The sequence below is a fragment of the Thiomonas sp. X19 genome, assembly GCF_900089495.1.
Lineage (GTDB): Bacteria > Pseudomonadota > Gammaproteobacteria > Burkholderiales > Burkholderiaceae_C > Thiomonas_A.
The window spans coordinates 1-26017 of the sequence record NZ_FMBP01000012.1; the positions used below are offsets into that span (position 1 = coordinate 1).

General features: G+C 59.7%; 38 protein-coding genes and 2 pseudogenes. 21 read left to right on the top strand and 19 right to left on the bottom strand.

All coding sequences use genetic code 11. From position 1 onward, the window contains the following. The first annotated feature begins 671 nt into the window (after nucleotides 1-671). Nucleotides 672-908 (top strand): hypothetical protein, encoded by a 237-nt coding sequence (locus THIX_RS00005; RefSeq protein ID WP_158540749.1) that lies wholly within the window; start codon nucleotides 672-674, stop codon nucleotides 906-908. A 201-nt stretch (nucleotides 909-1109) separates the two neighbouring features. On the opposite strand, the gene THIX_RS00010 is transcribed toward THIX_RS00005, so the two are convergent. Together THIX_RS00010 and THIX_RS00015 are read right to left on the bottom strand one after the other, a co-directional pair. Then, nucleotides 1110-4076, bottom strand: coding sequence for a Tn3 family transposase (locus tag THIX_RS00010; RefSeq protein ID WP_112484313.1), 2967 nt, complete (start codon nucleotides 4074-4076; stop codon nucleotides 1110-1112). A 2-nt stretch (nucleotides 4077-4078) separates the two neighbouring features. Further along, nucleotides 4079-4636, bottom strand: a complete 558-nt coding sequence (locus THIX_RS00015) for a recombinase family protein (RefSeq protein WP_012478189.1) — start codon at nucleotides 4634-4636, stop codon at nucleotides 4079-4081. 160 nt (nucleotides 4637-4796) lie between these two features. Between THIX_RS00015 and THIX_RS00020 the strand changes: the two genes are divergently transcribed. Continuing rightward, nucleotides 4797-5780, top strand: coding sequence for an arsenic resistance protein (locus THIX_RS00020; RefSeq protein WP_112484314.1), 984 nt, complete (start codon nucleotides 4797-4799; stop codon nucleotides 5778-5780). Nucleotides 5781-5869: 89 nt separating this feature from the next. On the opposite strand, the gene THIX_RS00025 is transcribed toward THIX_RS00020, so the two are convergent. Then, nucleotides 5870-6124: a toxin-antitoxin system gene (locus THIX_RS00025; protein WP_112484315.1), complete on the bottom strand. Its 255-nt coding sequence runs from the start codon at nucleotides 6122-6124 to the stop codon at nucleotides 5870-5872. A 145-nt stretch (nucleotides 6125-6269) separates the two neighbouring features. Here THIX_RS00025 and THIX_RS00030 point away from each other — a divergent pair, with 145 nt between their 5' ends. Together THIX_RS00030 and THIX_RS00035 are read left to right on the top strand one after the other, a co-directional pair. Next, nucleotides 6270-6599, top strand: coding sequence for a type II toxin-antitoxin system RelE/ParE family toxin (locus THIX_RS00030; protein ID WP_112484316.1), 330 nt, complete (start codon nucleotides 6270-6272; stop codon nucleotides 6597-6599). Further along, entirely contained in the window at nucleotides 6596-6913 is a 318-nt protein-coding gene (locus THIX_RS00035; protein ID WP_112484317.1) for a DNA-binding protein, read from the top strand. The genes THIX_RS00030 and THIX_RS00035 overlap by 4 nt, the downstream gene beginning before the upstream one ends. Before the next feature lie 46 nt (nucleotides 6914-6959). Here THIX_RS00035 and THIX_RS00040 read toward each other — a convergent pair whose 3' ends face one another. The 3 genes from THIX_RS00040 to THIX_RS00050 are packed head-to-tail and all read right to left on the bottom strand — an operon-like array spanning nucleotide 6960 to nucleotide 8664. Further along, complete coding sequence (locus THIX_RS00040) at nucleotides 6960-7586, bottom strand: hypothetical protein (protein ID WP_112484318.1); 627 nt, start codon at nucleotides 7584-7586, stop codon at nucleotides 6960-6962. Then, nucleotides 7583-8251 (bottom strand): protein mobD, encoded by a 669-nt coding sequence (locus THIX_RS00045; RefSeq protein WP_112484319.1) that lies wholly within the window; start codon nucleotides 8249-8251, stop codon nucleotides 7583-7585. The genes THIX_RS00040 and THIX_RS00045 overlap by 4 nt, the downstream gene beginning before the upstream one ends. 2 nt (nucleotides 8252-8253) lie before the next feature. Next, the gene (locus THIX_RS00050; protein ID WP_112484320.1) at nucleotides 8254-8664 is read right to left on the bottom strand and encodes a hypothetical protein; all 411 of its coding nucleotides are present in this window, start codon (nucleotides 8662-8664) and stop codon (nucleotides 8254-8256) included. A 256-nt stretch (nucleotides 8665-8920) separates the two neighbouring features. Here THIX_RS00050 and THIX_RS00055 point away from each other — a divergent pair, with 256 nt between their 5' ends. Both THIX_RS00055 and traI read left to right on the top strand, forming a co-directional pair. Next, complete coding sequence (locus tag THIX_RS00055) at nucleotides 8921-9247, top strand: MobB mobilization protein (RefSeq protein WP_232054372.1); 327 nt, start codon at nucleotides 8921-8923, stop codon at nucleotides 9245-9247. Continuing rightward, on the top strand, nucleotides 9244-10905 hold the full coding sequence (gene traI, locus THIX_RS00060) for a TraI/MobA(P) family conjugative relaxase (protein ID WP_112484321.1): 1662 nt from the start codon (nucleotides 9244-9246) through the stop codon (nucleotides 10903-10905). Before THIX_RS00055 ends, traI begins: the two co-directional genes overlap by 4 nt. An 86-nt stretch (nucleotides 10906-10991) precedes the next feature. On the opposite strand, the gene THIX_RS23260 is transcribed toward traI, so the two are convergent. After that, a complete protein-coding gene (locus THIX_RS23260) occupies nucleotides 10992-11132 on the bottom strand; it encodes a hypothetical protein (protein ID WP_156055332.1) in 141 nt (46 codons plus the stop codon). On the opposite strand from THIX_RS23260, the gene THIX_RS00065 reads away from it, so the two are divergent. The 7 genes and pseudogenes from THIX_RS00065 to THIX_RS00090 all read left to right on the top strand — a co-directional run bounded on the left by THIX_RS00065 (nucleotide 11131) and on the right by THIX_RS00090 (nucleotide 14218). Then, nucleotides 11131-11331 carry a stability determinant gene (locus tag THIX_RS00065; protein ID WP_112484322.1) on the top strand — a complete coding sequence of 67 codons (201 nt, stop codon included), beginning with the start codon at nucleotides 11131-11133 and terminating at the stop codon, nucleotides 11329-11331. The two genes, THIX_RS23260 and THIX_RS00065, sit on opposite strands and share 2 nt — an antisense overlap. Nucleotides 11332-11333: 2 nt before the next feature. Beyond that, nucleotides 11334-11456 carry a hypothetical protein gene (locus tag THIX_RS24535; protein ID WP_255421413.1) on the top strand — a complete coding sequence of 41 codons (123 nt, stop codon included), beginning with the start codon at nucleotides 11334-11336 and terminating at the stop codon, nucleotides 11454-11456. Between the two features lie 58 nt (nucleotides 11457-11514). Continuing rightward, nucleotides 11515-12024: pseudogene (locus THIX_RS00070) on the top strand (IS1595 family transposase); the annotation flags it as partial. Nucleotides 12025-12087: 63 nt separating this feature from the next. Then, nucleotides 12088-13113, top strand: coding sequence for an IS5 family transposase (locus THIX_RS00075; protein ID WP_112484323.1), 1026 nt, complete (start codon nucleotides 12088-12090; stop codon nucleotides 13111-13113). A 156-nt stretch (nucleotides 13114-13269) separates the two neighbouring features. Then, nucleotides 13270-13659, top strand: a pseudogene (locus THIX_RS00080) (IS1595 family transposase); the annotation flags it as partial. A gap of 14 nt (nucleotides 13660-13673) precedes the next feature. Next, on the top strand, nucleotides 13674-13919 hold the full coding sequence (locus THIX_RS00085) for a type II toxin-antitoxin system RelE/ParE family toxin (protein ID WP_199195207.1): 246 nt from the start codon (nucleotides 13674-13676) through the stop codon (nucleotides 13917-13919). Next, nucleotides 13910-14218 carry a hypothetical protein gene (locus THIX_RS00090; protein ID WP_112484324.1) on the top strand — a complete coding sequence of 103 codons (309 nt, stop codon included), beginning with the start codon at nucleotides 13910-13912 and terminating at the stop codon, nucleotides 14216-14218. The genes THIX_RS00085 and THIX_RS00090 overlap by 10 nt, the downstream gene beginning before the upstream one ends. Before the next feature lie 221 nt (nucleotides 14219-14439). On the opposite strand, the gene THIX_RS00095 is transcribed toward THIX_RS00090, so the two are convergent. Both THIX_RS00095 and THIX_RS00100 read right to left on the bottom strand, forming a co-directional pair. Beyond that, complete coding sequence (locus tag THIX_RS00095) at nucleotides 14440-14712, bottom strand: RepB family protein (protein ID WP_112484325.1); 273 nt, start codon at nucleotides 14710-14712, stop codon at nucleotides 14440-14442. A 3-nt stretch (nucleotides 14713-14715) separates the two neighbouring features. Then, the gene (locus THIX_RS00100; RefSeq protein ID WP_233224316.1) at nucleotides 14716-15222 is read right to left on the bottom strand and encodes a tetratricopeptide repeat protein; all 507 of its coding nucleotides are present in this window, start codon (nucleotides 15220-15222) and stop codon (nucleotides 14716-14718) included. A gap of 306 nt (nucleotides 15223-15528) precedes the next feature. Here THIX_RS00100 and THIX_RS00105 point away from each other — a divergent pair, with 306 nt between their 5' ends. From THIX_RS00105 to THIX_RS00115, 3 genes are all read left to right on the top strand, one after another. Next, complete coding sequence (locus THIX_RS00105) at nucleotides 15529-15966, top strand: pilin (RefSeq protein WP_112484341.1); 438 nt, start codon at nucleotides 15529-15531, stop codon at nucleotides 15964-15966. A gap of 126 nt (nucleotides 15967-16092) precedes the next feature. After that, nucleotides 16093-18045, top strand: coding sequence for a PglL family O-oligosaccharyltransferase (locus THIX_RS00110; RefSeq protein WP_112484326.1), 1953 nt, complete (start codon nucleotides 16093-16095; stop codon nucleotides 18043-18045). A 7-nt stretch (nucleotides 18046-18052) separates the two neighbouring features. Beyond that, on the top strand, nucleotides 18053-18550 hold the full coding sequence (locus THIX_RS00115; protein ID WP_112484327.1) for a pilin: 498 nt from the start codon (nucleotides 18053-18055) through the stop codon (nucleotides 18548-18550). A 16-nt stretch (nucleotides 18551-18566) separates the two neighbouring features. Here the strand turns inward: THIX_RS00115 and THIX_RS00120 are convergent, their stop codons facing one another. The 10 genes from THIX_RS00120 to THIX_RS22820 form a co-directional block, all read right to left on the bottom strand. Beyond that, entirely contained in the window at nucleotides 18567-18986 is a 420-nt protein-coding gene (locus tag THIX_RS00120) for a putative toxin-antitoxin system toxin component, PIN family (RefSeq protein ID WP_112484328.1), read from the bottom strand. Next, nucleotides 18986-19225: a ribbon-helix-helix domain-containing protein gene (locus tag THIX_RS00125; RefSeq protein WP_112484342.1), complete on the bottom strand. Its 240-nt coding sequence runs from the start codon at nucleotides 19223-19225 to the stop codon at nucleotides 18986-18988. Before THIX_RS00125 ends, THIX_RS00120 begins: the two co-directional genes overlap by 1 nt. Before the next feature lie 168 nt (nucleotides 19226-19393). Next, complete coding sequence (locus THIX_RS00130) at nucleotides 19394-19948, bottom strand: recombinase family protein (RefSeq protein WP_112484329.1); 555 nt, start codon at nucleotides 19946-19948, stop codon at nucleotides 19394-19396. Between the two features lie 18 nt (nucleotides 19949-19966). Then, nucleotides 19967-20098 carry a hypothetical protein gene (locus THIX_RS24540; RefSeq protein ID WP_255421414.1) on the bottom strand — a complete coding sequence of 44 codons (132 nt, stop codon included), beginning with the start codon at nucleotides 20096-20098 and terminating at the stop codon, nucleotides 19967-19969. Then, nucleotides 20089-20412 (bottom strand): type II toxin-antitoxin system RelE/ParE family toxin, encoded by a 324-nt coding sequence (locus THIX_RS00140; protein WP_112484330.1) that lies wholly within the window; start codon nucleotides 20410-20412, stop codon nucleotides 20089-20091. Before THIX_RS00140 ends, THIX_RS24540 begins: the two co-directional genes overlap by 10 nt. Nucleotides 20413-20414: 2 nt before the next feature. Further along, the gene (locus THIX_RS00145; RefSeq protein ID WP_112484331.1) at nucleotides 20415-20690 is read right to left on the bottom strand and encodes a type II toxin-antitoxin system ParD family antitoxin; all 276 of its coding nucleotides are present in this window, start codon (nucleotides 20688-20690) and stop codon (nucleotides 20415-20417) included. Nucleotides 20691-20706: 16 nt separating this feature from the next. Beyond that, a complete protein-coding gene (locus THIX_RS00150) occupies nucleotides 20707-20979 on the bottom strand; it encodes a hypothetical protein (protein ID WP_112484332.1) in 273 nt (90 codons plus the stop codon). A 133-nt stretch (nucleotides 20980-21112) separates the two neighbouring features. Then, nucleotides 21113-21610 carry a signal peptidase II gene (gene lspA / locus THIX_RS00155; RefSeq protein WP_112484333.1) on the bottom strand — a complete coding sequence of 166 codons (498 nt, stop codon included), beginning with the start codon at nucleotides 21608-21610 and terminating at the stop codon, nucleotides 21113-21115. Nucleotides 21611-21778: 168 nt separating this feature from the next. Further along, nucleotides 21779-22249 (bottom strand): GIY-YIG nuclease family protein, encoded by a 471-nt coding sequence (locus THIX_RS00160; protein ID WP_112484334.1) that lies wholly within the window; start codon nucleotides 22247-22249, stop codon nucleotides 21779-21781. A gap of 1 nt (nucleotide 22250) precedes the next feature. After that, nucleotides 22251-22700, bottom strand: a complete 450-nt coding sequence (locus tag THIX_RS22820; RefSeq protein ID WP_146748415.1) for a hypothetical protein — start codon at nucleotides 22698-22700, stop codon at nucleotides 22251-22253. 443 nt (nucleotides 22701-23143) lie between these two features. Between THIX_RS22820 and THIX_RS00165 the strand changes: the two genes are divergently transcribed. The 5 genes from THIX_RS00165 (at nucleotide 23144) to THIX_RS00185 (ending at nucleotide 25959) form a co-directional block, all read left to right on the top strand. Continuing rightward, nucleotides 23144-23344 (top strand): DUF5397 family protein, encoded by a 201-nt coding sequence (locus tag THIX_RS00165; RefSeq protein WP_112484343.1) that lies wholly within the window; start codon nucleotides 23144-23146, stop codon nucleotides 23342-23344. Continuing rightward, complete coding sequence (locus THIX_RS00170; protein ID WP_112484335.1) at nucleotides 23344-23622, top strand: virulence factor; 279 nt, start codon at nucleotides 23344-23346, stop codon at nucleotides 23620-23622. Before THIX_RS00165 ends, THIX_RS00170 begins: the two co-directional genes overlap by 1 nt. 152 nt (nucleotides 23623-23774) lie before the next feature. Next, nucleotides 23775-24410: a ParA family protein gene (locus THIX_RS00175; RefSeq protein WP_112484336.1), complete on the top strand. Its 636-nt coding sequence runs from the start codon at nucleotides 23775-23777 to the stop codon at nucleotides 24408-24410. 76 nt (nucleotides 24411-24486) lie between these two features. Beyond that, complete coding sequence (locus tag THIX_RS00180) at nucleotides 24487-24738, top strand: ribbon-helix-helix domain-containing protein (RefSeq protein ID WP_112484337.1); 252 nt, start codon at nucleotides 24487-24489, stop codon at nucleotides 24736-24738. Between the two features lie 96 nt (nucleotides 24739-24834). Then, nucleotides 24835-25959 (top strand): replication protein, encoded by a 1125-nt coding sequence (locus THIX_RS00185; protein WP_146748416.1) that lies wholly within the window; start codon nucleotides 24835-24837, stop codon nucleotides 25957-25959. Nucleotides 25960-26017 lie beyond the last annotated feature (58 nt).

A 26017-nucleotide genomic window follows, 5' to 3' on the forward strand; every position in this document is an offset into this window, starting at 1 on the left:
GGCAGGCTATCCAGGTCGCGGGTCGGCGAAACATGGCAACCGAAGCCTCGAAAATGCACAAGAGGGGGCTGATTTGCCCCCTGAAATCACCCCCTAGCAGGCTATCCAGGTCGCGGGTCGATTCTCTAAGTGTTTATCGCGCCTTGAAAAAAACAGCCCAATTGTGCGGCTTATCCTTTTATCCTTGTTTTAACCTTTAAAAGATCTTTATCCTTACTCGGGGGCTGTGGACAAGTAGCCTTCTCGCGCACGGCATCCGGGACACATCGGCACTAAACACAACCTCTTCAAGTGCCCCCGCTACGCGGGGAAAAAACGCGCTACGCGCTTGAGACCCCCAAGCTGCGCGTCTTGCCCGCGATGACCCCGCGGGCTGCGATGCTCGCCAAAATCCAAGGCGGTTTTGCAAAGTGTGATGTGGCAAGGCAGGCACGGTTTCTGGGTGGCTTGATTGGGCACGGCGAAAGCAACTCCCTTCGGCACAACCTGTTCGCCGCTCCTGGACCGTTTTGGTGCATCCTGCGGGGTTTTCTCGAGGTCTCGCCCTCGCCAGGTGTGCGCGCCGACCTCGGGCCGGGGCACAATGCGTCCTTGTCCATCACTGCTGTGCCCCCCGTGCAACCTCACACATCCTGAGTTGTGTGCGGCGGCTGCAGAGCCTGGGCATTCTGGTGACCGGCACCAGGGCAGGGCGGCGGCTGACGTGGGACCTGGATGCGGTGTTTGGGGTGGGGTTGACCGCACGGCGCCTGCGGCATCACCGCGCCGTGCTGCGGTTGTGGGCCCAGGCCGAAATCGAAGCTCCTTGGCGCGATCCGCTGACGCGCGATCTGCTCGATGGGATGAATGACATTGAGCGCGCGCTGGCCGCCAAGGCTGGCCCGCGGCTTGCTACGCTGGTGGCCTGAACCTTGCCGGTGTGCTTTGCTGACCCTCATCCATGCCACTGCCCAATCCCACCGCTCTCCTGTCCAGTCATGCCGGCCTAGTGACCGCCCTGCAGATCGTTGCCGTGGTCTGTGGTCTGCTGGGACAGTTGCTGCTGGCCTTGAAACGCCGCAGCGCTTTCTGGATCTGGGGTCGTCTCAGAAAACGGAAAATAAAGCACGTTAAGCCGGTTGCAGCGGCCGTAGGGGCCTGAACTTGCTTGTGCCGACCTTGGCGCTGCTGCGCCACAGGTAATCGCCAGTCAGGTTGATGTGCTCCCAGCCCAGCGGCGACAGGTACTGCAACAGCGCCTCATCGACGGCATGGCCGTTGCCACGCAAGGCGTGCGCTGCGCGCTCCAGGTAGACCGTGTTCCACAACACGACAGCCGCCGTCACCAGGTTGAGGCCACTGGCCCGGTAGCGTTGCTGCTCGAAACTGCGGTCGCGGATTTCGCCCAGCCGGTTGAAGAACACCGCCCTGGCGAGCGCGTTGCGGGCTTCGCCCTTGTTCAACCCGGCATGCACGCGACGGCGCAGTTCCACGCTTTGCAGCCAGTCCAGGATGAACAATGTGCGCTCGATGCGGCCCAGCTCGCGCAGGGCCACGGCCAGGCCGTTCTGGCGCGGGTAGCTTCCGAGTTTCCTGAGCATCAGCGAAGCCGTCACCGTGCCTTGCTTAATCGAGGTGGCCAGCCGTAGGATTTCATCCCAATGCGCGCGGACATGCTTGATGTTGAGCGTGCCGCCGATCATCGGCTTGAGCGCGTCATAGGTCGCATCGCCCTTTGGGATGTAAAGCTTGGTGTCTCCCAGGTCGCGGATACGCGGCGCGAAGCGGAAGCCCAGCAGGTGCATCAGCGCAAAAACGTGATCGGTGAAGCCCGCCGTGTCGGTGTAGTGCTCCTCGATGCGTAGGTCGGACTCGTGGTACAGCAGGCCATCGAGCACATAGGTCGAGTCGCGCACGCCGACATTGACCACCTTGGTATGGAACGGCGCGTACTGGTCGGAGATGTGAGTGTAGAACGTCCGTCCTGGGCTGCTGCCGTACTTCGGGTTGATGTGCCCGGTGCTCTCGGCCTTGCTGCTGGTTTTGAAGTTCTGGCCGTCCGACGATGACGTGGTGCCGTCGCCCCAGTGCTCGGCGAAGGGATGCCGGAATTGGGCGTTGACCAATTCAGCCAGCGCTGTCGAATAGGTTTCGTCGCGGGTATGCCAGGCTTGCAGCCAGGCGAGCTTGGCGTAGGTCGTGCCGGGGCAGGACTCGGCCATCTTGGTCAGGCCCAGGTTGATCGCATCGGCCAGGATCGTGGTCAGCAGCAAGTTTTTGTCCTTGGCCAGATCGCCCGATTTCAGGTGCGTGAAGTGGCGGGTGAAGCCCGTCCACTCATCGACTTCAAGCAGCAATTCTGTGATCTTGACGTGCGGCAGGACCATGGCCGTCTGGTCGATCAGCGCCTGCGCGGTGTCCGGCACCGCCGCATCCAGCGGCGTGATTTTCAGGCCCGACTCGGTGATGATGGCGTCCGGCAGGTCGTTGGCCAGCGCCATGCGGTTGACCGTGGCAAGTTGCGCTTCCAGCAGATCCAAGCGTTCGCTCAGGTACTGGTCGCAATCGGTGGCCACGGCCAGCGGCAATTCGCTGGACAGCTTGAGGCTGGCGAACTTCTCGGGCGGCACCAGGTAGTCCTCGAAGTCCTTGAACTGGCGTGAACCCTGCACCCAGATGTCGCCCGAGCGCAGCGAGTTCTTGAGTTCCGACAGCGCGCACAGCTCGTAGTAGCGCCGGTCGATGCCGGTGTCGGTCATCACCAGCTTGTCCCATCGCTTCTTGATGAAGCCGGTCGGCGCGTCGGCAGGCACCTTGCGGGCGTTGTCGGTGTTCATGCCGCGCAGCGCATCGATAGCATCAAGCACGTCTTTGGCGGCGGGCGCGGCCCGCAGCTTGAGCACGGCAAGGAATTCCGGCGCGTAGCGGCGCAAAGTGGCGTAGCTCTCGCCGATGCGGTGTAGGAAATCGAAGTCATCGGGTTGAGCGAGCTTTTGCGCCTCGGTGACGCTCACAGCGAAAGCGTCCCAGGACATGACGGCCTCGATGGCGGCGAATGGGTCGCGGCCTGATTGCTTGGCGTCGATCAGCGCCTGGCCGATGCGCCCGTACAAACGCACCTTGGCATTGATGGCCTTGCCGGACGCCTGGAACTGCTGCTGATGCTTGTTTTTTGCGGCGTTGAACAGCTTGCCCAGGATGCGGTCGTGCAGGTCGATGATTTCGTCGGTGACAGTAGCCATGCCCTCGATGGCCAGCGCCACGAGGGTGGCGTAGCGCCGTTGCGGCTCGAACTTGGCCAGGTCGGCGGGCGTCATCTGGCCGCCCTCGCGGGCAATCTTGAGCAGCCGGTTCTGGTGAACCAGCCGCTCGATGCCGGTAGGCAGGTCGAGCTCCTGCCAGGCTTTGAGGCGTTCGATGTGTTCGAGCATGTGGCGGGAGTTCGGTTTGACGGGCGACTGGCGCAACCAGGCCAGCCAGGTCGTCTTGCCGTTGTCGCGGCGTTTCAGCAGATCGTCGAGGCGGTGGCGATGCGTGTCCGCCAGTGGCTCCGACAGGGCTTCGTAGATGCGCCGATTGGCGCGGGTGATGGACTCGGCACTGGCGCGCTCGATGGCGTTGAGCGCTGGCAGGATGATTGACTCCCGCCGCAGATACTCAATCAAGGCGCAGGCCAACACGATGCCCTTATCGGTTTGCATGGCCAGCTCGGTCAGCATGTGCACGGCCTGCCGGTAGTGGCTCATGGTGAAAGGCTGGAAGCCGAACACCGTTTGCAGTTCCACCAGATGCTCGCGCCGGGTCTGCTCCCGCTGTCCGTAGTCGTCCCAGCTTTCAACCGGCACTTTGAGCTGTGACGCCACGATGCGCAGCAAGGGCGGAAATGGCGGCTCATCAGCGCCCAGGATGACCCCGGGGAAACGCAGGTAGCAAAGCTGAACGGCGAAGCCAAGCCGATTCGCAGGCCCGCGCCGCTGACGGATCACCGACAGGTCGGTTTCGCTGAACGCGTAGTACCGGATCAGATCGTCTTTGGCATCGGGCAATGCCATCAGGCTTTCGCGCTCGGTGGCGGACAGAATGGAACGACGCGGCATGTTCAGGACTCGCGCAGGTACTGGTACAAGGTTTCGCGACTGATGCCGAAGTCTCTGGCGATCAGGGCCTTTTGCTCTCCCGCCGCGACGCGCCGTTTCAGTTCGGCAATCTGTTCATCGTTCAGTGACTTTTTGCGACCCCGGTAGGCACCCCGCTGCCGGGCGAGCGCGATCCCTTCACGCTGCCGCTCGCGGATCAAGGCCCGCTCGAACTCGGCAAACGCGCCCATCACCGACAGCATCAAATTCGCCATCGGTGAGTCTTCGCCGGTGAAGGCCAAGCTTTCCTTGACGAATTCAATGCGCACGCCGCGCTTGGTCAGACCCTGCACGATGCGGCGTAAGTCATCCAGGTTGCGTGCCAACCGATCCATGCTGTGCACCACCACGGTGTCACTTTCGCGCACGAAGGCGAGCAACCTTTCCAGCTCGGGACGCTGGGTGTCCTTGCCGGATGCCTTGTCGGTGAATACCCGCGCCACCTGAACCCCTTCCAATTGCCGCTCCGGGTTCTGGTCGAAGCTGCTGACGCGAACGTAGCCGATGCGTTGACCGTACAAGGTGCCTCCAAAGGGAAATGTGTCAGGGTGAAATCTATTACTCTTGACTGATTGTGTCAATAAATTTAGTATTCGACTCTATTCTGACGCGATTGCAGTCGCTTCCCTGACGTTGCGTTAGGGTATAGCTTAATTTGACACAAGTGAGCGAAGTAGAGACATGCAAAACATCCGGGAAATACTCGAGAAGCACCAAGTCGGCATTTACTTCGGGGCAGTTGTGTTGGCTGCGCTTGTCGCTTTGAGCGTCCCCGGCACCGCAGCGCTTGAGGGTGGCGTCAACCCGTCGCTTGCACTCATGCTGTTCGTGACATTCCTGCAAGTGCCCCTGGCCGACCTTGGCCGGGCCTTTGGTCGCGGCCGGTTCCTTGCCGCACTGCTCATCACGAATTTCGTCGTAACGCCGCTCTTAGTGGCCGTAATGGTGCAATTCCTACCATCGGACCCTATGGTGAGACTTGGCGTGCTGCTGGTGTTGCTGACGCCTTGCATTGACTACGTGGTTACGTTCTCGCACCTCGGTCGTGCCGATGCGCGTCTGCTACTGGCGGCCACCCCTACGCTCCTGGTTGTGCAAATGCTGCTGCTGCCGGTCTATCTCGGCCTGCTTCTCGGGAACGATGCCGCAACCCTCGTGCAGCCCGGCCCGTTCGTTCATGCCTTCGTCTGGTTGATCGCGGTTCCACTCGCCCTTGCCGGGCTTGTGCAGCTATGGGCAGCTCGAAGCCGGGCCGGTGAAAAGGCCTCGGCGGCACTTGGTCTATTGCCAGTACCAGCGACCGCCCTTGTCCTATTCGTGGTCATTGCGGCCGTGGTGCCGCAGCTCGGCGCGGCGACCGAGGCGGCCTTGGGTGTGATTCCCTTTTATATCGCCTTTGCTGTGATCGCTCCCCTGATCGGATGGAGCATCAGCCGACTGTTCCGCCTTGATGCCCCTGCCGGCCGAGCCATCGCTTTCAGCGCAGGCACTCGAAATTCCCTTGTTGTATTGCCGCTTGCTCTAGCTGTGCCTGGGGCCATACCCGTATTGCCAGCCATCGTCGTTACGCAAACTCTTGTCGAGCTACTCAGCGAGCTGGTCTATGTGCGCGCCATCGCCAAACTCGGTGGCCCTGATCCTGTTGTGTCCCAAACTTCCTCGTAGTCGAGCAGAACACGTTATGGCCGCTGCAATCGGCTTAGCGTGCTTTATTTTCCGTTTTCTGAGACGACCCCGTGTCGAGCAAATGCATCTCAGCCCAAACCGCTCAAGTCCGCCGCCTGAGCAGCAAAGCCGCGCATCTCGGCAATCGGCGCAGACAGCCCAACCTGGGCAAACCGCGCAGCCATGCGCTGACCCAGAGGGAGGGCGGGAGGCGCATCCATCACGATGCTGGCGCGCAAGATACTGCGCACCTCTTCCTCCATGCTGCGCCCATGCTGACGCGCACGGCGCTGCAGCGCTTGCTTGACCCCAGGATCGAGGTGACGGACCAGGATTTGCGACATGTCGGCTAACGGGTTGGGGATGAAACAACCAGAATGATAGCGAGATAGCGTTTGTGTGTCGATGGTTGGTTGATGCCGTCGCGCGAGTGAGAAGTTGCGCGACAGGCGGGTTTGACTGACACTCGTTTATAGACGAAAATTAGTCATGTACGCGATCCAACACTACCTCACGCTCAGCGATGGACGCGACGTGTACGTGGATTGGTTGGCAACCTTGCGAAACACGACCGCCAAGATTGCCGTCGTGCGACGCGTGACCCGCATGGAACTGGGTAACTTCGGCGACCATCGGTTTTGTCGTGATGGCGTGTGGGAGTTGCGCATCGACGTGGGGGTCGGGTATCGGGTGTATTACGCCATGGCAGGCCAAGAGATCGTTTTGCTGCTCTGTGGTGGTGATAAACGGACGCAGGATGCGGACATCAGTCGTGCCTGCGCTTATTGGCGGCAGTGGCAACAAGGAGCTTCCCCATGAAAAGCCGAGCACATGACGACGCGATGGCCGAGCTCTATCGGCAAGACCCGGAGTTTGCCCGGCAAGTCATCAACAGCATTCTCGAAGACGAGAACGGTGACCAAGGCGAGCTCCTGATTGTGCTGCGGCAAATGGCCAAAGCCTTCGGCGGCGTGCAAGCGATCGCCGAACAAGCGCATCTCAATCCAACCCAGCTTTACCGCACCTTGTCGCCCGAGGGGAATCCGGCCTTGAGCAGTTTTTCGGCGATCCTCAAAGCCATGGGTCTGCATCTCTGCGTGCAGCCCAGGCGTGTGCCAGCCGCCCACGTTTGAAGCGCTCGAGCGCATGCCAAGCGACTGGGTTGCCCAGCGTGCCAGGTCAGTGGGCAAAAATCCTCCAGCCAAGCAGGCCCACCAGGCTCAAGCCGGCCAAACCAGCCGCAGCGTGCCACCCGGTGCCTTCGCCTTCGCCCGCGCCGGTGAGTGCGTAGAGCAGCAGACTCCCCGCGGCCACGCCCAGGCCGATGCCGCTGCCGGATTGCGTCAAAAACATCGACCAGGCCAGCTTTCCCGCTTCGGCCGTGTAGAGGATCTGCGCGCCCGCCACCCAACCCAGGCCGAAGGCCACGGCGAGCACCAGCATGGCCGCCACCAGCGAGAACATCGAGCGCCCGAACTGAATACGCCGCACGGCCCCCGCCGCGGCACGCCCGACGGCCTGCTCAACGGTCGGCACCAAGGCCGCCACCGCCTTGTTCACCTCCGCCTGCGCCTGCGCCGCCGCTTGCCTGGCCGATTGTTCAGCCGCCTGCTTGTTCGACGCAGCGACGTCTGCTGGCAGTTTCGAGAACGCCCCGTGGTAGCTATCGAGCATCACCAGGATCGGAAACATCGCGTCATTCGCTGGAATGCCCAGCGCGTGCGCAATCGCCTGCACCCGTTGCAGCGTCTGCGGCGTGGGCTCCGCACCCGTGATGAGCTGGATCGATGCGCGCAGGTCACTCACACCACTCCCCCCAGCGCGTCACGCGCCGCGATGCGAAAGCGGTTGAGCGCCGAGCGCTCGGCAATCGACATCGCCGCCCGAGCCTCATCCCAAAGCGCCGCGCGGCAATCCACCAATTTGTCGGCCACCAGGTCATTCAATTCCGGGAACACCATCGTTCCCGACAGGCGTGTCTTGAGCTTGCTGTCGTTGTAGCGCACGAACTTCGACGCCTCCCCGAAGTACGTATTCAACACCGCATAGACCCCGCTGTAGGGCTGTTCGCTGTCCATCCAGTTGCGCAGCAACTCCAGACCATCCCGCTGCCGGTTCAGCACCCAGAGCATCACCAGCTCCCGCTGTTGCTCCGCGCACACATCACAAAGAATGCCGCCGAACTTCACCAGCGCATCCGTTGCCCGCGCCGCCGTGTTGACCACGATACAACCACTCTTGTTCGTTTCGACCAGGCCACCCAACTTGATGAATCCCGCCTCACTGTCCAGGTTACAGATCTCACTTGGGACGGATGCATGGACCGCCTTGTAAACATCCGGGTTGCTATCGTCCGTCTCCACGTAGACACACGAATGGCCTGCCTGTTTGAGCGTATCCAGGAGCGCCATGGCGACCGACGACTTCCCCACGCCACCCTTGCCACCACCCACCATCAAGACCTTGTTCATGCTCACAAATCCTTGGTGTCCGGTTTCACGACAAAAGACCCTGGTTGTGCAATCGGAGGCTGCGACTTCTTCTTCACCTCTGCCGCCCCAACTTGCTGTTCCATGACCGCCCCTGTCGCTGCTTTGCGTGCGACTTTTTTCTTCGGTTTGTTCCCCGCATGTTGATCCATCGCATGCGTGAGTTGTGTAATCGATTTCGGCAAAATACTGAACACATCCTGCTTCAAAGCCTCAGCAATCTGCTTAGCCGTATAACCCTTCTCCAAGAGCGCCTTGATCTCCGCCTCGACCACCCGCAGCACATCCAGTTTCGAGCCCGCACCGACAACCTGCCCAGGCTTCTGCGACTGCTCCAGCTTCGCCAATGCATTCTTAGCCTTGCTTGCGTATTCATCGATGTCAAACCGTTCCATATCGTCCCCTCAGTTTGTTGCCAACCTGTTCAGATGGATCGTTTCATTCGTCCAAGACCGTGACGCAAAACATTCTAATCAGCATTTGGAAAAATACCAATTATCTAGTACATTGTAGTTGTATACAGGATGGTAGCTGTTGCTACAGCGGCTATCGCCACTTCCGCCGCCAGCCACAACGCCACGGTCGGCGCTCCGCTTCTTCCATGCCATCCATCCTGCACAGGGCGCCGCCCCTTGACCCCGAAGAAACGCCATGCCCCGCCGCCCCAACGGAACCTTCGCCCCCGCAGCCGCCCCCCGCAGCCACATGCTGCGCGTGCGCCTGACCCCTGCCGAGTGGGCCGAGCTCACCGCCATCGCCGATGCCGCCGGTTTCACGGTCTCCGACCTTGTGCGTCGCCGCGCGCTCGGCCGCCCCGTCCTTGCCACGGCCGACGCCGCCCTCATCCGCGAGCTCCGGCGCCAGGGCGGCCTCATCAAACACGTCTACGAGACCGGCGGCGCCCACACCGCCACCGCCGCGCAGGCCCTGCGCGCCATCGTCGGTGCCATCGAACACCTCAGCCGGGGCCCGTCATGACCATCGTCAAACAAGTCCCCAACCCCAAGAAGTCCGCCGGCAAGGGCGCCCGTGTCCGCAGCCTGTCCGACTACATTCGAGGAGGCCAAGAACGCGACCCGCGCAGCAGCGAGACATGCCTCCACTTCGGCGCCGTCGGCTTCCTCAGCGACGACTATGCCGCCCAGCAAGCCGAGATGCTGGCGCTGGCCCAAGACGCCAAGCGCAGCCTGGATCCCATCGAGCACCTCGTCGTCTCCTGGCCCGCCTTCGAGCGCCCCACGCCGCAGCAATGCGACGCCGTGGTGCAGACCCTGCTCCAGCACTTCGGCATGGCGCAGCACCAGGCGTTCTACGGCCTGCACAGCGACACCGACAACCGGCACCTGCACGTGATGCTCAACCGCGTTGATCCGTTGACGGGACGCGCGAAGCAGATCCACCACGGCTGGACGCATGAGGCCATGCAGCAGGTCAGCGCCCTGATCGACCACGACCACGGCTGGATGCGCGAGCCAGGGGCACGCTGGGCCGTGCGGAATAGCCGTCTCACCGAAGTCGATCCGGCCAACCCCCGCCCGCCCTTGCCGCAACCGATGCGCGATCAAGAAATCCGCACCGGCGAGAAATCCGCCGTGCGCCAGGCGCAGGAGCGGGCCGCGCCGATGCTCAAGCGCGTCGCGAGCTGGGAGCAGTTGCACCGCGAGCTGGCCGCGATCGGCATGCGGTACGAGAAAAAAGGCTCCGGCGCGCTGCTCTACGTCGGGGAGCAGCCCATCAAGGCCAGCGACGTGGGCAGCCCGTTCAGCCTGGGCAAGCTGCAGAAACGCCTGGGCGACTATCAGCCTGCGCCCCCTGGGTTGCAGGTCGCCGCCGCACCCGCGCCCGAGCCCATCCGGCCTGCAGCGACCCCGGCGGCGACGTTTGCGCACTACGCCAAGGCACGCCGGGAATCTCAGGAACACGCCCAGCGCTTGCGCTTGGGAGTCAACGCCGAGTTTGTTGCCGAGCGCCGTGCGCTGGCCAAGACGCACGCCGCCGAACGCCAGGACGTTCTGGGCGGCGACTGGAGGGGCAAGGGCGTGGCCCTGAACGTCATGCGCAGTCTTCTGGCCGCCGAGCACGCTCGCGCGAAGGCCCGGATGATCGAGGACCAGAAAGCCCGGCGGAAGGTCGCGAGGGCGCCTGCGTTCCCGAGCATCGAGGACTGGCTGCGGCAGCAACATGGCCAGCAGGCCGCGCAGGACTACCGGCGTGGCGAGCAGGTCGGTGTCCTGCGTGCAGCCGGCGAGGAGCTGGAGCCGCCCACACCGCGCGGCATGCTGGCCTACCAGGGCGAGGCCCACGGCAACGTGGTGCGCTACACGCGCAGCACGGACGGCCGGATCGGTTTCATCGACACCGGCCCGACGATCCAGGTGGTCGACACCGCCCAGGACGCCCTTCAAGCGGCCCTGCAGCTTGCCGAGCAGCGCTATGGGGTGGTGAAGATCGAGGGCAGCGCCGAGTTCAGGGCGCGCGCCGCGCGTGAGGCGGCCCGTCTGAACATCCGGGTTGCGGATCCTGACCTGCAGGCCATTGTGCAGGCCGAGCGTGAGGCTATGCGGCAGCGCAAGTCCGAGCGTCAGCAGGGCCTGGATGCGCCACAGCGCGGGGCGGGGATGGGGCGGGGTGGGTGAGGTTCAAGCGGCCAAGACGACCAAGACGAGGAAGGCTTGGGGACAGTCTGGAGCGGTCGGGACGGCCGGCGCGATGGAAAGGCCGGTCAGCGCGGTGGCAGCGCGGCTTGGCGAGCGGCGGAATCCGCATGATTGGACAGTTCGATTCCTTCTGTCTTGTTCGCGTAAGTCCCATGCAGCGCGTCGTACTGGATTTGCGAGCCATTCTGGCGTAACTTGTGGGCCATGAATGCCGTCCTATCCCCCATTGAATCTGAGTTCGCCACGCAGGAAGAGGCGCAGGCGCATGATGCTTGGTTTCGTCAGCGCGTCTTGGAAAGCCTGGCCGACACGCGCCCGGCTGTGCCGCACGATCAGGCCATGGCCCGTATCCATCAGGTGATTGCCGATGCAGCGGCACGCCGCCAGGCCAAAGACGCCAGCTAGGCATGCTGCCGATCTACTGGAGGGAATCTGCCCTCGAGGGCTTAGCCACCATCACTGCTTTCATCGCCGCGCGCAACGAACCCGCTGCCGTAGCCCTGGCCGATCAAATCGAAATATGCCTCTGAACCGTTTTCAGTTTTTCCTGACTAACCCTTCATGATCAATGTGATAAGGGGTTGAATCATGAAAGCGACAGAAACCAACCTGCTGGAGTGGCAGAAACGGTATGGAACGGAAGAAGCCTGCGCCCAAGCGCTGGCGCGGCAACGCTGGCCGGAAGGGTTCCGTTGCCCGCGCTGCGGGCATGATCATGGCTATGTCATCAGCACGCGCCATTCCTGCGAATGCTCCAAGTGCCATTACCAGGCCTCGCTCACGGCGGGGACGCTGTTTCACTCCACCAATCTGCCCCTGGCCAAGTGGTTCTGGGCGATCTACCTGGCGGCCTCGGACAAGGGTGGCATTTCCGCCGTGCGTCTTTCCAAACAAATCGAGGTTTCCTGGATCACGGCCAGCCGGATGTTGCGCAAGATCCGCATGGCCATGGGACACCGGGACAGCATCTATCGGTTGCACGACCTGATCGAGATCGACGATGCCCTGGTGGGCGGCCGCCGCAGCGGAAAGCGCGGACGCGGCGCCGCGGGCAAGTCCGCAGTGCTGGTGGCGGTCGAGAACCGGGACAAGCGGGCACCTCGAAAAACCGCCCGGACGCTGGCATGATGTTGCCTGTGTCGGGGGCATGAGGAAGTGGAGATGATCAAGGTCAGTCTGTTCGCGGAGCAAGAACGCGAAACCAAGTTGGACAAGATCGGGGACGCGTGCGCGAAGCTGGCGGAGCACGTGGACTTTGCGGCGCTGGCTGAGGAGATCGACGAGGCCGCGCCCCGGCCTGGCCGCGAGCGCGGCGGCCGGCCGCCGTTTCCGACCGAGATGATGGTTCGGGTGCTGGTGATCCAGCAGATGTACAACCTCAGCGACGAGCAGATGGAGTTCCAGCTTCTGGACCGTCTGAGCTTCCAGCGCTTTGTGGGGCTGAGGCAGAGTTCGCAGGCGCCCGACCGCACGACCATCTGGACGTTCAAGGAGAGGCTGATCAAGGCCGGGGCTTCCGAGCGCATCTTCGAGGCGGTGAATCGGCAACTCGATCGCCACGGCTACATCGCGCGCGGCGGGCAGATGATCGATGCCAGCATCGTGCCGGTGCCCAAGCAGACGCTGAACAAGGACGAGAAGGCCATTGTTCAGCAAGACGCGATGCCGGCCGAGTGGTCGCCCTCGAAGCGTCGGCAGAAGGATGTACAGGCGCGCTGGACGAAGAAGCACGGCAAGAGCTACTTCGGCTACAAGCTCTCGACCAGCGTGGACCGGCGGCACAAGCTGGTGCGCAAGATCCACGTCAGCACGGCCAGCGAGCACGACACGCTGCACTTCGAGCCGGTGCTCGACGCGGGCAACACCAGCCGCGATGTCTGGGCCGACAAGGGCTACGTCGACGGCGAGCGCGAGCAGCGCCTGACGGCCAAGGGCTGGCGTATGCACATCCAGCGCAAGGGACAGGCTGGCAAACCGTTGTCGGACTGCCAGGAGCGGCGTAACCGGCGCATCGCCAAGACCCGAGCTCGCGTGGAGCACATCTATGCCAGCCTGGAGCAGATGGGCGGCAAGGCGTTGCGCTCGATCGGTCTGGATCGGGCGACGCTGCATCTGCACTGGAAGGCGGCGGCCTACAACCTGCGCCGTCTGTGCACGCTGATGGAGGTCGGTCCGCAGCCGTTCTGAGGCCCGAAATGGGCGTGGACCGGTCGAAAACGACCGGATCGGGGCCAGAGAAGGCGGAAAAGCTGGCCAACCAACCCCGAAACCACCCATAAATGCACTCGATCGCAGCATGGTCACGTCGTCATCAGCTCAGAAACCTGGTAATTCGAGGTGCCCAAGCGTGCCGGGTGTATCGCCATGCAGCAGGTCGCAGCCGTCACCCGTGAAACGGTGGCGCAGTTTGTTCAACGTCATCTCCCGCCCAGTCAGTTGGTGCGTAGCGATGCGCTGTCTGCCTTGGTGGAAATTGGCAAGACGCAGCACCATGCCGCACGGGTGACGCCGCCCGACAAGGCGGGCGAATGGCTGCCTTGGGTACATATTGCCATCGGCAACCTCAAGGCGTTTCTGCTGGGCACCTATCACGGCGTGTCGTCCAAATATCTGCAAGAGTATCTCAATGAGTTCTGCTACCGGTTCAACCGACGTGAGTGGGAAGCCGAGTTGCCATTACGACTGCTCAACGCCTGCCTGACGCACAGTCAGGTAAAACTGAAAATGGTTTAGAGGCATAAATCGAAATGGCCGTCACGGCGGCCGCAGCCAATCCTTACCTGTACCGCGCCGGGCGCATTCCAGGCACGCGCGAATTGGTTGCGCACCCCAATTACATCGTGGTGTATCAAGTCACCGAGCGGCTGGAGGTCTTGAACGTCCTTCAGCCAGACAACACTACCCGCGTTGATCGCAACTGCTCAGAAAACGAGACCGGCCGTTCGCAACGATGCCATCCCGACAAACACCGTCCACCGCCGAATTGCTGCTGACTTTGGCCTCGCGCATCCCTTGGTGGGCTGATGTTCTGCTGGCGGCCGGCGCTTACGTTCTCTTTGACCTATTCGGCGCACACCTCGCCCAGCATGTTGCAATGGCCGTTCCAAATGATGCTGCTGCGGCTCACGCCGCAATGCCGGTCACTGCCGCTGTCAACGCAGCTCTTGCGCATGCCTGGGTGCCTGCCGTGGAGATTTTCGCCAAGGCCTTTCAGTACCTGATCCCCGCGTTCTTTCTGATCGGTGGGCTGGTGTCTTTCTTCAAGTCACGCGGATCAAACCGGTGTGATTAGACAGAATGGCGCAAAGAGTCTCGTTTTGGTGTTCAGCATCCCGCTAATAAAAAGCCCGCCTTGCGGCGGGCGAAGGTCCCGGAGATGAGAAGAACAGCCAACCATGAAACAGCTTGAGATAAGCATTTCTTGTGCCATGTGCCACTGTCTTCAGGTGCGTGAGGTGAAAAATGTCTCGGAATAGGGCCGCTGACTTTGAGACGGCCGCTGCTGGCGCATCATCACTCGCGGCTGAACTCATCCGCCTGCAGGATGAGCTTTTCAACCACCTCGGCCCTGGTGCAACCCCGGCGAATGCCGAGTTCGGTGAGTCGGTCCGCGACCTGCCTGGTCACGAACAACAGCACCTCCACACGTCTGTCCTGCTTAGCCTCGGCACGCTTGCGCGTTTGATAGCGCCGGGCTCGCTCTGCATCGGTGGTTTCCAGTCGAACCTCGCCCTTGCGCGGCCTTCCTGACTTGCGCAGCGGCGGACTATCGCTCGGCGCGGGCATCGTTCACTGCGGCGCTGTTGGGCCACTGGCCTGCAACCGCTGCAAGGCCAGTGCACGGATGGCGTCAGCCTGGGCCTTGGCGATGGCATGCCCGTGTGCGGCAGCCTTGTTGAGCCACATCATCGCCAAGTTTTCATCTCTCTCAACACCCAGCCCTTTCATGTAGCATTGGTATAGCCAGTGCATGGCCTCTGGATAGCCTTGCTCAACCGATTCTCGGAAAAGCTCAAAAGCACCGGTAGCGCGGCCATTTTGCAGAAGCTCCATGCCGAGGTCGCTTTGTGCTTCAGCACTTCCGCCGTCGGCCTGAACAATCAGCTCGGCCATTTCAAGATTCATGTCTTGGTTGAGTAGGGTGAACACCTCTGCGATACCCACCATGGCACGGCCCGAAGCATCGTGGGCGACCGTCTTAAGGACGCCATCCTCATCCCAACGCCGAACCGTGCGCTCGCTTCGCCCAAGGGCAATAGATGCCATACGGCGACTACAAAGCAGATTTTTAGTCAACATGATCTCCGTGGTTGGGAGTGGCGTGTCCACCCATTTTGCACTGACACCCGGGATGCGTGTCCACCCATTCCACTTGGACATACCGCGGACGTGTCCACCCATTCCACCTGGACATGAAAACGTTACCGTCGGCATGCCGCAAGAATTGTGCAATTCATCACGAATTTTGCTATGGCATGACGCTTGCTCGACTTCACGTGCCCCTTCAGGGGGGATTGACGCCAACCCTGCTGCAGCCAAGCGTCTACACCGGTGTTTTTCCTGGCGCCCAAGCCGCAGCACACAACACACTAGGAGTTTTTGATGAAGAAGCAACTGCAACAGGGCTTCACCCTGATCGAATTGATGATCGTGGTGGCCATCATTGGTATCTTGGCGGCAATCGCGATTCCGGCATATCAGAATTATGTGATTCGGGCACAAGTGACGGAAGGTCTGTCGCTGGCCGATGGCGCGAAAACCGCCATCACGGAATTCGCATCTAATTCCGGTAAATGGCCAACCACTAATTCGGCGGCTGGGTTGGCATTAGCTGCGGCCATCACTGGTAATTATGTCGCTAGCGTCGACGTTGGGACAACCCCGGGCACAATTACGGTTACGTTTAATACCACCAAAGCTAACACGAACATCCAAGGCAAAACTGTGCTTCTCGTGGGATCGTCGAGCGCTGGCGCTTTCGGATGGACCTGCAAAGCAGGAACCATTAGCAACACATATCTTCCATCTTCTTGCAAATAATTCGCTCTGCCGAATTAGATCCCGCCGCAAGGCGGGTTTTTTTTGTGCGCCGGTTGGTTTATGCTGCACTGATTCTAACGAGAGCATGTCACTGTGACTGATCCATTCAACCGTGCCGCTTCTGCCATGGCCTTGGCGCTCATCGCTTTGTGTTTTGTGCTGGCGACGCTGACACCCCTGCATTTCCTGCCGATTCCGACCTTCTATCAAGAAATTGTGGTTGGTGCCGGCATGGTGCTTGCAGCATTGATAGTGCTGGCAAGCGGCGGGTTGCGGGCGGGCTGGTCTGTTCCTTGGGCCTCTCTGGGAGCGATGGCGCTGGTGGTCGTCCTGTTGCTTGGCTTGCGCGCGCATCCGAACAGTTCTGTTGATTACATCGTGTGGCCAGTGGGCGCTTTGCTCATTTCCAGTATGGCGGCGTGGTTCGGACATCGGATCGCACTTGCAGGACAAGCCGAATGGTTGGTGAATGCATTGCTTGCCGCTTTTGCGTTTGCGGCCATAGGAACGGCCATTGTGTTATGGGCGCAACTCCTTTTCCCGAATCAGCAGGAAATCTGGCTTTTCCCGCGCCAAGCTCTGCAACCCCCATCGGGTAATGTCGGGCAACGGAATCAGTCAGGACTCCTATTAGGGTTTGGTCTGCTGGCTTTTGCCTATTGGAGTCGGTCTGGCGTGAGTCGCGCCGAAGCGAAGCGGGCGGCTGCTGTATTGGGCATGTTGTTGCTGGTCAGTGGCATGACGTTGACCCAAAGCCGGATAGCCTTCGGTTTTTTATTTGTGGCCGGGTTAAGCCTGGGCGCACTTTGGTCTCGGCCCAACCGGCGTTGGCGCGGAGCGCTGCTTGGACTCGTCGCCTTGGCGGTCATGTATGCAACGCTGCAATGGTTGATTTACACCGGGTTTGGTTTGGAACAATTGTTTCCCCCGGCCACGCAGCGGTTGGCGGATCGTGGAATAGGGCAGCGGTTAGGGCTGTTGCATGTTGCCTGGGCTGAGTTCACGGCTCATCCCATCTGGGGCGGAGGTTTCGCCAGTTTCTCGGATTGGGAGTTCCGTCTGGGTTTACAACAGGCTCAGCCTTTGTATGCAACAAATGCGCACAACCTGTTTGCGCAAATTGGGGCCGAATGGGGGCTCGTAGGCTTGCTGGCCTTGTTCATTCCGGGCGGCATCAGTCTATGGCGCATGTTGCAACAGTTGTGGCGCACTGGCCTTGCGCAGTGGCCCGCATGGACCATTCCAGCGGTTGGAGTCTGCTCGATGTTGCTCGGATACAGTCTGACTGAATTTCCGCTTTGGTACATGTATTTTCTCGTGCCCTTCGCGCTGTGTTGGGGCATGCTGGACAGTACCGCCGTGCATTTACGTGTGACGCGCTCGGCGCAAGTGCTGCTCGGCCTTGTCACGGTGCTGATGCTGGCCTTCATGGCATGGGCAAGCATTCGATATCTGGATTTCGTGAAGCTCACCGCCTTGGCGACCGACAACGCCCTGTATGAAAAGAACCAAGGTATTTTTCAGCGTAATTTGCAAAAAGTGACTGTCAGCCCAGGTTTTTCGCCCATTGTCGAGGCGCTGAACTTTTACAGTATGGGCGTTGATCCGTTCATGCTGAGCGACAAAATCGCACTCGGAAGGCGCGTTGCCGGAAGCTATACAGGGGTCTGGTTTCTCCAAAAACTTGGCATGCTGTACGCGCTCGATCATCGCCCTAAAGATGCCGCTTTGACTCTTGCCAAAGCCTGCGCCTTTTACCCTGACGATTGCCCGGATGTACGTAGTGGTTTACAGCGTTTGCAAACGCTTGCGCCAAAGATTTATGACCCGGTATCGGCGGTTTTTTACACCTTAGCGCAATCGAAAATTCAGCCTGTCGGCGTGAACGTCCTGAAACCTTGGGAGCATGGCGCAAGCGGCACCGTGGTCACCATCGATCCGAAAAAAACACTGTTCGGTTTCGATCTGGCGCTTTACGCTTCTGGACTTGCACAACAAGGGTGGAAAGGCGGGTCTTTTGTTGCTCAACCAAGTGCAGTAAGCGCGATTTCCGGCGCCTCTGGCGCGGCAGAAAAATAGGTTATTCATGAATACTTTTAGAAGAATTCGTTTCGCGCGGGCCATCCCAAGCATTCAACACGGATTCACGCTAATTGAATTGATGATCGTAGTGGCAATCATCGGCATTCTTGCGGCAATCGCGATTCCAGCGTATCAAGACTATATCATCCGCGCTCAGATTGCTGAAGGATTAAGCTTGGCGGATGGTGCGCGCATATCGATTTGGGATTACTACTCACAAAACGGCCAGTATCCTGCTAGCAATAGCGCTGCAGGCGTGGCATCTGCGAGTCTGATCTCTGGTCAATACGTCAAGAGCCTATCCATCAACTCGGTGAATCCTGCAAACGGAGTTCAGGTAACGATCACCTACGGAAACCAAGCGGCTCAACAAATTATCAATAAGCAGCTGCTCCTTGTCGGACAAGCAAACCAAGCTGGTGGTAGCTTAAATTGGAATTGCTCATCTGCCAGTGGCGCGAACGCCATCCCGGCGCAGTACTTACCAAGTTCTTGTAGATAACCACCGTTTCTGAGAATTACAGCGCCTCGGCGCAGAACGCGGCCGGGGTCACGATGCGTGAGCGTCCGATGCTGCCCCGTTGCAGCAGCCCGGCGCGGCGATCTCCCGTCACCGGGTAGTCCACTTCACCGGCCAATGCCATCGCGAGCAGGAAGGCATCGTTCGGGTCGCTGGCATCAACGCCCTCGGGCAGAGTCGGCAGGCTTTCCAGCACGATGGCGCGCTGCATGTTGTTGACCATCGCGCCGATACGGTGCGCGGGCAAAATGACCTTGAGCTTCGGGTAGCGACTCACGCGACGCAGTTCATCGAGCTGCGCCAATGATGTCACCAGCTCAAACCGCGCCGCGCGCCAAGCGCGATAGATGGCGTCAGGCGATCCATGCGGCGAAATCAGTGCGCCGAGCAGCACGTTGGTGTCCAGGATGACACGCATCAGTGCTCACGCACCCATTGCACAGCCTCGTCGATGAGGTCAGTCAGTTCCGTCTCACTCATGCCAGCCGCAGCGGCCTTGGCTTGATCGACAGCCCGGTCCAACAGATAGGCGCGCACGGCCTCCTCGATGAATCGCGACAAGTCTCCCTTACGACCGCCGCCCTGCGCGGCAAGAAACATGCGCACGGACTGATCCACGTCCGGCGACACGGCGATGTTCCAGCGAGTGGTATTCATGCTCTTGATGCCGTCCATAAAGGTGTTTTCGTGTCACAGTGTTTATACACTGAATGAACTGCTTTCGCAATTTTCTGTTTGATGAAACCTTGATCGTCACCCCACTGTTCGCAGCGGAGATGCTGCCACCCGCGCGCGCGGCCTTGGCACCTGACCCCCGGCGGTGCTTCAAGAAACCCCCACCTGCACCCAGCGATACAGCGTGGGCACCGACACCCCAAGCGTGGCCGCCACATCCTTGGCCGGCGTGCCCTGCGCCATGAGCGTCCTGGCCGCATCGATCTTCGCCGGCGTCATGCTGCGCTTTCGGCCCCCGATGCGCCCCGCCTTGCGCGCGGCCTGCAATCCTGCCTTGGTTCTCTCCGCAATCAGCTCCCGCTCCATCTGCGCCAGGCTGGCCATCACATGGAAGAAGAACCGCCCCGAAGGGCTGGAGGTGTCGATGGCATCCGTCAGGCTCCTGAACTGAATGCCCTGGGCCTGCAGGGACTCCACCAGTTCCACCAAGCCTTTGACGGTACGCCCCAAGCGGTCGAGCTTCCACACCACCAGGGTGTCACCCTCGCGCAATTGCTCCATGGCTGCTGCAAGGCCTGGGCGATCAGCCCGCAGGCCGCTCATCGCATCCTCATAGACCTTGGCACAGCCGGCAGTCTGCAGCGCCTGGCGCTGCAGCTCCAGGTTCTGATCTTGGGTGGAAACACGGGCGTAGCCGATCAGCATGCGATGGTCCCCATGAGATCAAGACAGCGAGGCATCCCGCGCCCAGTTCTCCAGCACAAGCGGAGCCGTGATGCGTCCGTCATGCTGGGTGTTGTTGGTCACCAGCACAGCGCCGATGGCCAGCGCGTGCGCGGCCATCATCATGTCCATGTTGACGATGGGTTGCCCTTCGTCTCGAAGTCGTCGGCCTGGATGTCGCGCCCACTGTGCAGCACCCGTACGATTTCGATGCCGTCAGGTTGCGCCATGAAAAACACGACGTAACGGGCATAGGGAAAGCTGCGCATTTCGGCCAGAAGATCGGGGCGCTCGCGCCCCATGCGTGGCTGGGTGGCGAGCAACTTGAGCTTTGTTTCCAGCTTGGCCAGGAAGTGGTCAGCGTTGGCTTCGCTGTCGTCGGCGATGAAGGACCAGATCTCGGCCAAGTCGGCCAGTGCGAGAGGCCGTTTGGCGACGTTTGCCATGCCTACGCCTGCTGGTCAGCAGCAAGACGTTGGGCGCGCAAGCGCTGCCCTTCCGCCCTGACTTCGGCCATGTCGAGCGGGGTCACAGGGCCGCTGCTGAGTCCCTTTTGAAGTTCGGTGCGCAGCCATTCGAGCTTGGCGCAGCGCAAGTCTTCCTGGTCTTGCAACAAGCGCAGACCGTCACGCACCACTTCGCTGACGTTGTTGTACCGGCCAGACGAGACCTGGACCTTGACGAACTCTTCAAAGTGGGTGCCGAGGGCAACACTGGTGGGCATGGGAATCTCTTATCAACTAACAGTTACGATCCATTATTAGCCCATCCGGCACCCCAAGGCAAGTTTCAACATGGCTTGCCGGGTGCGTTGCTCCAGCCCGTCTGGCCAGCTTCTCCCGGCCGGCTTGGTCGAAACCTTGCCGGTGCGCCTTGCCTTCGATGTAGCCGGAGCTGAAGGCCAGGCCATCGAGTTCAGGCGGATGGATGCTGGACTTGCCCTCCAGGCCAGCGGCATAACCCGCCTGCCAAGCCTGGTGATCCATGCTGACGACAACGTGATGATTCGACATGAATGTTCTCCTTCTCGAAACTCACCAACATCCTAAGCAATCGAGAAAGAACAATCAAGACAGGATTTCGAGAACGAAAATCCCGCCCAAGTCCTTGATGGATGGTCAAGGACCGGGGCGGGCTGTGGGCTTCTCAGAAACGGTGGTTTGTGGCGTTGCAGTTCGGGTTTGGAGCCGCCCTGCCTATGCCAATTGCGATCAAAACTGTGCCACAGGTGATCAAGACGTCGGCAACATTGAACGAATACGGGTTGTTTATTCCGCAGAAGCTCATATTGAGGTAATCCACCACCGCACCATAGATTACGCGATCGAAGGCGTTTCCAAGCGCACCGCCGACGACTGCGCCGGTCGCCAGCGGCAGGATCCAGCCGCGCTTGTTGCGCACCCATGCTGTCAGCACCAGTGAGACAGCGATGGGGAACGCAACAAGCAACCAGCGACCGCCGTAGTTGCTCAGGAGGCCGAAATCGATGCCTGTATTCCAGGACATCACAAAATTGAGATAGGGTGGCCACACGTGGATAGTGTGCACCGACGGCAAATCGAGCCAATGGATAATGAAGAATTCGGAAAACAGGTCGAGGCCGAGGGCGATAAGTGCTGATACGGCCATCCGCAGCATGGGCATAGATAAAACTTCTCCTTTTGGTTCGCGGAGATGGTGTGTTGCACTTCAGATTTAAGGACGCCGACCATTTTCAAAATTCACGCAAACGGTGGTTTGCAGGATTTACTTAACGTGGTAGCGTTTAAAGTCAGAAAGCTTCTGCAAATGGCGAAGATTCAGTTTTTGGTCTCAGGTGAGAGCCTTCTTGATAAACATGCTTCTTGGTGCAATTGCCTCGGACGTGCGATTGCCGGTGAAGCTGATCTCGTCGGTGGGTAGTTTGGTCCCCTTCTTGTTGAACAGGATATGGCCTTCGCCTTGTGCATGAAGAATTAGCGCTTTCTCAATTACTTTCACGTGTTTTTTCGCCTTCGCATCTGATCCGGCCTTGACAGTGCAGTAGATCAATAATCGCTTTCCAGTCGCGGCGTTCTCAATTGCTCGCATTAACGGCAGTGAATTCAAGTGACTCTTTATTCTGGAGCGAAGATTCAGCGTTTCTCCGATGTAGATTGGCGAAATTTTCTGACCGTGGGTTCTGCAAAATACATAGACGCCGGGTTCTGTTGGCAGTTCGTTTAGGTCGAGTTCGTAAATAAGCCCGCCTGGCTTGCATTTCCTGAGGTAGACGGGATTCGACCAGGTGGCTTCGATCTGCATACTATGCATTCACCATGAGTTGCTTGGTTTGCGCATCAGTTATTTTTTTCTTTGCATCACTGTCAATTTCGGCTATATGTATTTGTATTCCAAATATTTTGGCGGCTCGCGCAGCCCATGAATCGCCAAGCAAAAAATTAGCAGCTTCATTATCGCAAAAGCAGATTAATTTCTTCCATTCCGAATTAAGAGATTTATCAATATACACAAGCTTTAGTATATCGCCCTTTATTTTGTGAAGCTGGGCGCCTTTCAACTTTCCAACATGCGAATAGACTTCAATAACTGTCTTATTGTTGACATCAACGCCGTCAGGACAAACTCCCAATCTGGCGATTTCTTCGCATTCTTCGCAGGGTGAGAAATTGAGATTCAATTCATCCTTAACGGTTTGGAGAATTAATTGTTCGGCCCATTTTTGCACTGAAGAGTTTGATTTGTGTTGCGCCACGATTAAAATGTCCTTTTTACTGTGCCGGTGTGTACATCAAAAAGTCGCGTCTTTCCATCGCCACACACAATTGCTGCGAGGTCGTCTTCAATGTTGACTGATTTTGCCCCTTTATATGATGCGCAACTAAAAGTTTTTCTTAATGCGCCCGAATGTGAGTCATAAAACTTAACGGTAGCGCCTTCGATTTTAGCAACGTACATGATATATTCCAAATTTTTAAAATATGAAAAAGAGGCGGTGGTTTTAAGTGCGAAGTGCAACGGTCCAAAACAAGACCTTTTGCGCCAAAGTGTCTCGTTTCCATCGCCGCCTGGTGGACGCCATAGAGGGGAAACCGGGTACAGGTCACTGTCGAAAACAAGACAAAAAGCTGAACGATGTGCCACAGAGTCTGTGCCATACTAGCCTTGTACCCATTCGACGAGCAACAGGACGCAGCCATGCCGACACTGCAAACCCCGCCCAAGGTTCATACCGGGCAAATCAAGAGCTTTGGAGCCTTTGGGCCGAAGTATGAGATTGGCGAGCCGACCCGTGCCCTCGATGACGGGGACTGGATGGTCAAGATCAAGATGGTCGAAACCGGCGAAGAGGCCGAGTACCGTTACAGTCACCTGGCCGACGACCCGCAGGCGCGCTGATGTACGCCATTGCCTTTGACCTGGTGGTGGCCGACACCGAGCAGCACCACCCCAGGGGTGTGTCCCAAGCCTATTCCGAGATCGGAGCCACGCTTGCCCAGTTTGGCTTCCGGCGCGTCCAGGGCAGCCTGTACGTCACCGACGACGAGAACATGGCGAATCTGTTCCTTGCCATGCAAGCTCTCAAAGGGCAGGTATGGTTCCCCAAGTCCGTGCGTGACGTTCGAGCGTTCCGCATCGAGCAGTGGTCGGACTTCACGCCCGTGATGAAAGCGTAAGACGCGCCACGCTATTTTCCGAATTCTGAGACGACCCCTATTCATGCTGTTTACACAAAGGGGCAGAGAAACGCCCCTCACGGGCGACATCGTTTGACAGACTCGGCGCAGCGCGGCTACATTGCGCCATTCAAACATGAATAGGTGTATACATGACGACAAAGCAACACATAGTCGCCATCGTGGCCGAAAAGGGAGGATGCGGAAAAACCACCCTAGCGCTGACTCTCGCGGTTGCCGCCGTGCAGGCAGGCCGTAAGGTGGCAATCTTCGACGTTGACACCCAGGCCACCGCCGCCAACTGGACAGACCGCCGCGAAGCGGAGTTTCCTTGGGTTGTCGCTACGCCTGCCGCACGTCTAGATGCCGCGCTTACGAACGCCAAGGGGCAGGACGTGGATTTCATCGTCATTGACACACCACCACATGCGGGCGCGGACGGCGTGGAAGCTGCGCGGCGCGCTGACCTTGTGCTGGTGCCCGTGGAGCCGCATATCAGCAGCCTCGAAACACTGCCAAAGGTCGCCGACATGTTGAAGCTGGCCGGTGATACGCCTGTGGTTGTGGTGCTTAGCAAGGCCCCGATTCAAGGTAAGGAAGCACATGACGCAGCTACCTACATCAAGGAGCAGGGCTTCGTCGTGTGTCCCGTGACCGTCTATATGCGCGCCGCGCACCGTCATGCCGGAAACGTCGGGCAGACAGCCCAGGAATACGAGCCGAAGGGCAAGGCCGCCGAAGAATCTATACAGCTATACATGTATACAATAAAACTTTTAACTAAGTGAGACATCCATCATGGCTAAGCCAAACCCGCTCTCGCTAGGGCTCAATCAAGCCCGCAGGCCGATACCAGCCGCAGCAGTGCCAGTCGCCGACGCCAAGAACGTGCCTGCAGTGGCTAACAGGGTTGCGCCGCGCGTTGCGCCGTCGCGCGAGGGGCGCGTCCTGGTTGGCGGGCACTTTGCACCGGAGGTGCAGACCGCGCTCAAGATACTTGCCGCCAAAGAGCGCAGCAGTATTCAGGCGTTGCTGGCCGAAGGCATAAACGCGGTTTTCGCGCGTCGCCACGAGCCGCAGATTGCTGCACTGTCCGCAGTCAACGGCGAAGCCTAGACCTCAGGCATGAAGGCAACAAGGAGCTGAGGGACGATGACGGACGAAACCATAGAAAAGAAAAAACCGCGCCGCCGTGCGCTCAAGCCTGTCCCCGTGGACGCCTTCGCCAATCAGCAACTCAACCTGTTTCAAGGCTTCCTGGCGAACACTGACGACGAGCGCGACGCGCTATCGAATGCCATCGACCTTTGGGACAGCATTCCGCGCTACACCGTGCCGCGCAAAAAACAGGACGAGCTGCGCATGGCGGGCGGGTTTCTGCCCGTGCGCAGGGTCGATTTCCAGTATCGCGGCAAGTCCTATACAGCGCAAATCCGCCCCGCGCGCCTTGAAGTGAAAGACAAGGACGGCAGGCCGACCGGCGAGACGCTGGAACACTACCCGAGTGCGCGTGAAGAACTGATCGAGCACGCCTTGCGCAAGTTGGCCGTCGAGCAGTACGCAGGATTTTTCGACCGGCCCGATTTTCGCAGCGGCGTCGCCTTCACGCTGCACCGCTTGCGGCAGGAGCTTGCTAGCCAGGGCCACGCCATGACCTACGAAGGGCTGGCCGAAGGCCTGGAAGTGCTGCACTACGCCTTTCTGGCCGTGATTGACGCAGCATCCGATCCTGACGACCCGAGCATGATTTCGCAGCCCTATTTGCCTGCCTTGGCGAAAGTCAACCGAAAGGGACGAGCAGCCGATCCCGACGCGAAGTGGTTCGTGCAGTTTCACGGCTTGGTGACTGATAGCATCAACCAGATCACCTATCGCCAGTTCAACTACCAACGGCTGATGAAGTGCAGCACGCAGCTTGCGCGCTGGTTGATTAGTCAACTTGTCTTGAAGTACACGCAGGCCGCCATCACGAACAGCTTTCAAATGCGGTTCAGCACGATCAAGCGCGACAGCGGTTTGCTCAATGGCTACACCCGACAGAGGGACGCCCTAGCCGCGCTCGACGAGGCATGGGCGGATGTCCAGGAATTGGGAGCGTTGTCCATCGTGAAGCGGAACGATGAACGGGGCACGCGGGGGAAGGTGGCGGAAGTCGTTTACACGCTGTTCCCGTCGCGTGAGTTCGCCTCGGAACAGAGGGCCGCCAATCGGCGCCAGAGCGACGCCAAGACCACCATCAGCCCCTCGCACCAGCAAAGCCTTGCGCCGTTGTTGGATCAAGGCAAAGACTCCCGCATCTTGGCCGCGATTGTGGATAAAGCCAACAGGGCGCGCTAGAGGCAGGCTATCCAGGTCGCGTGTCGCGGCTTCCAGCAGGCTATCCAGGTCGCGGGTC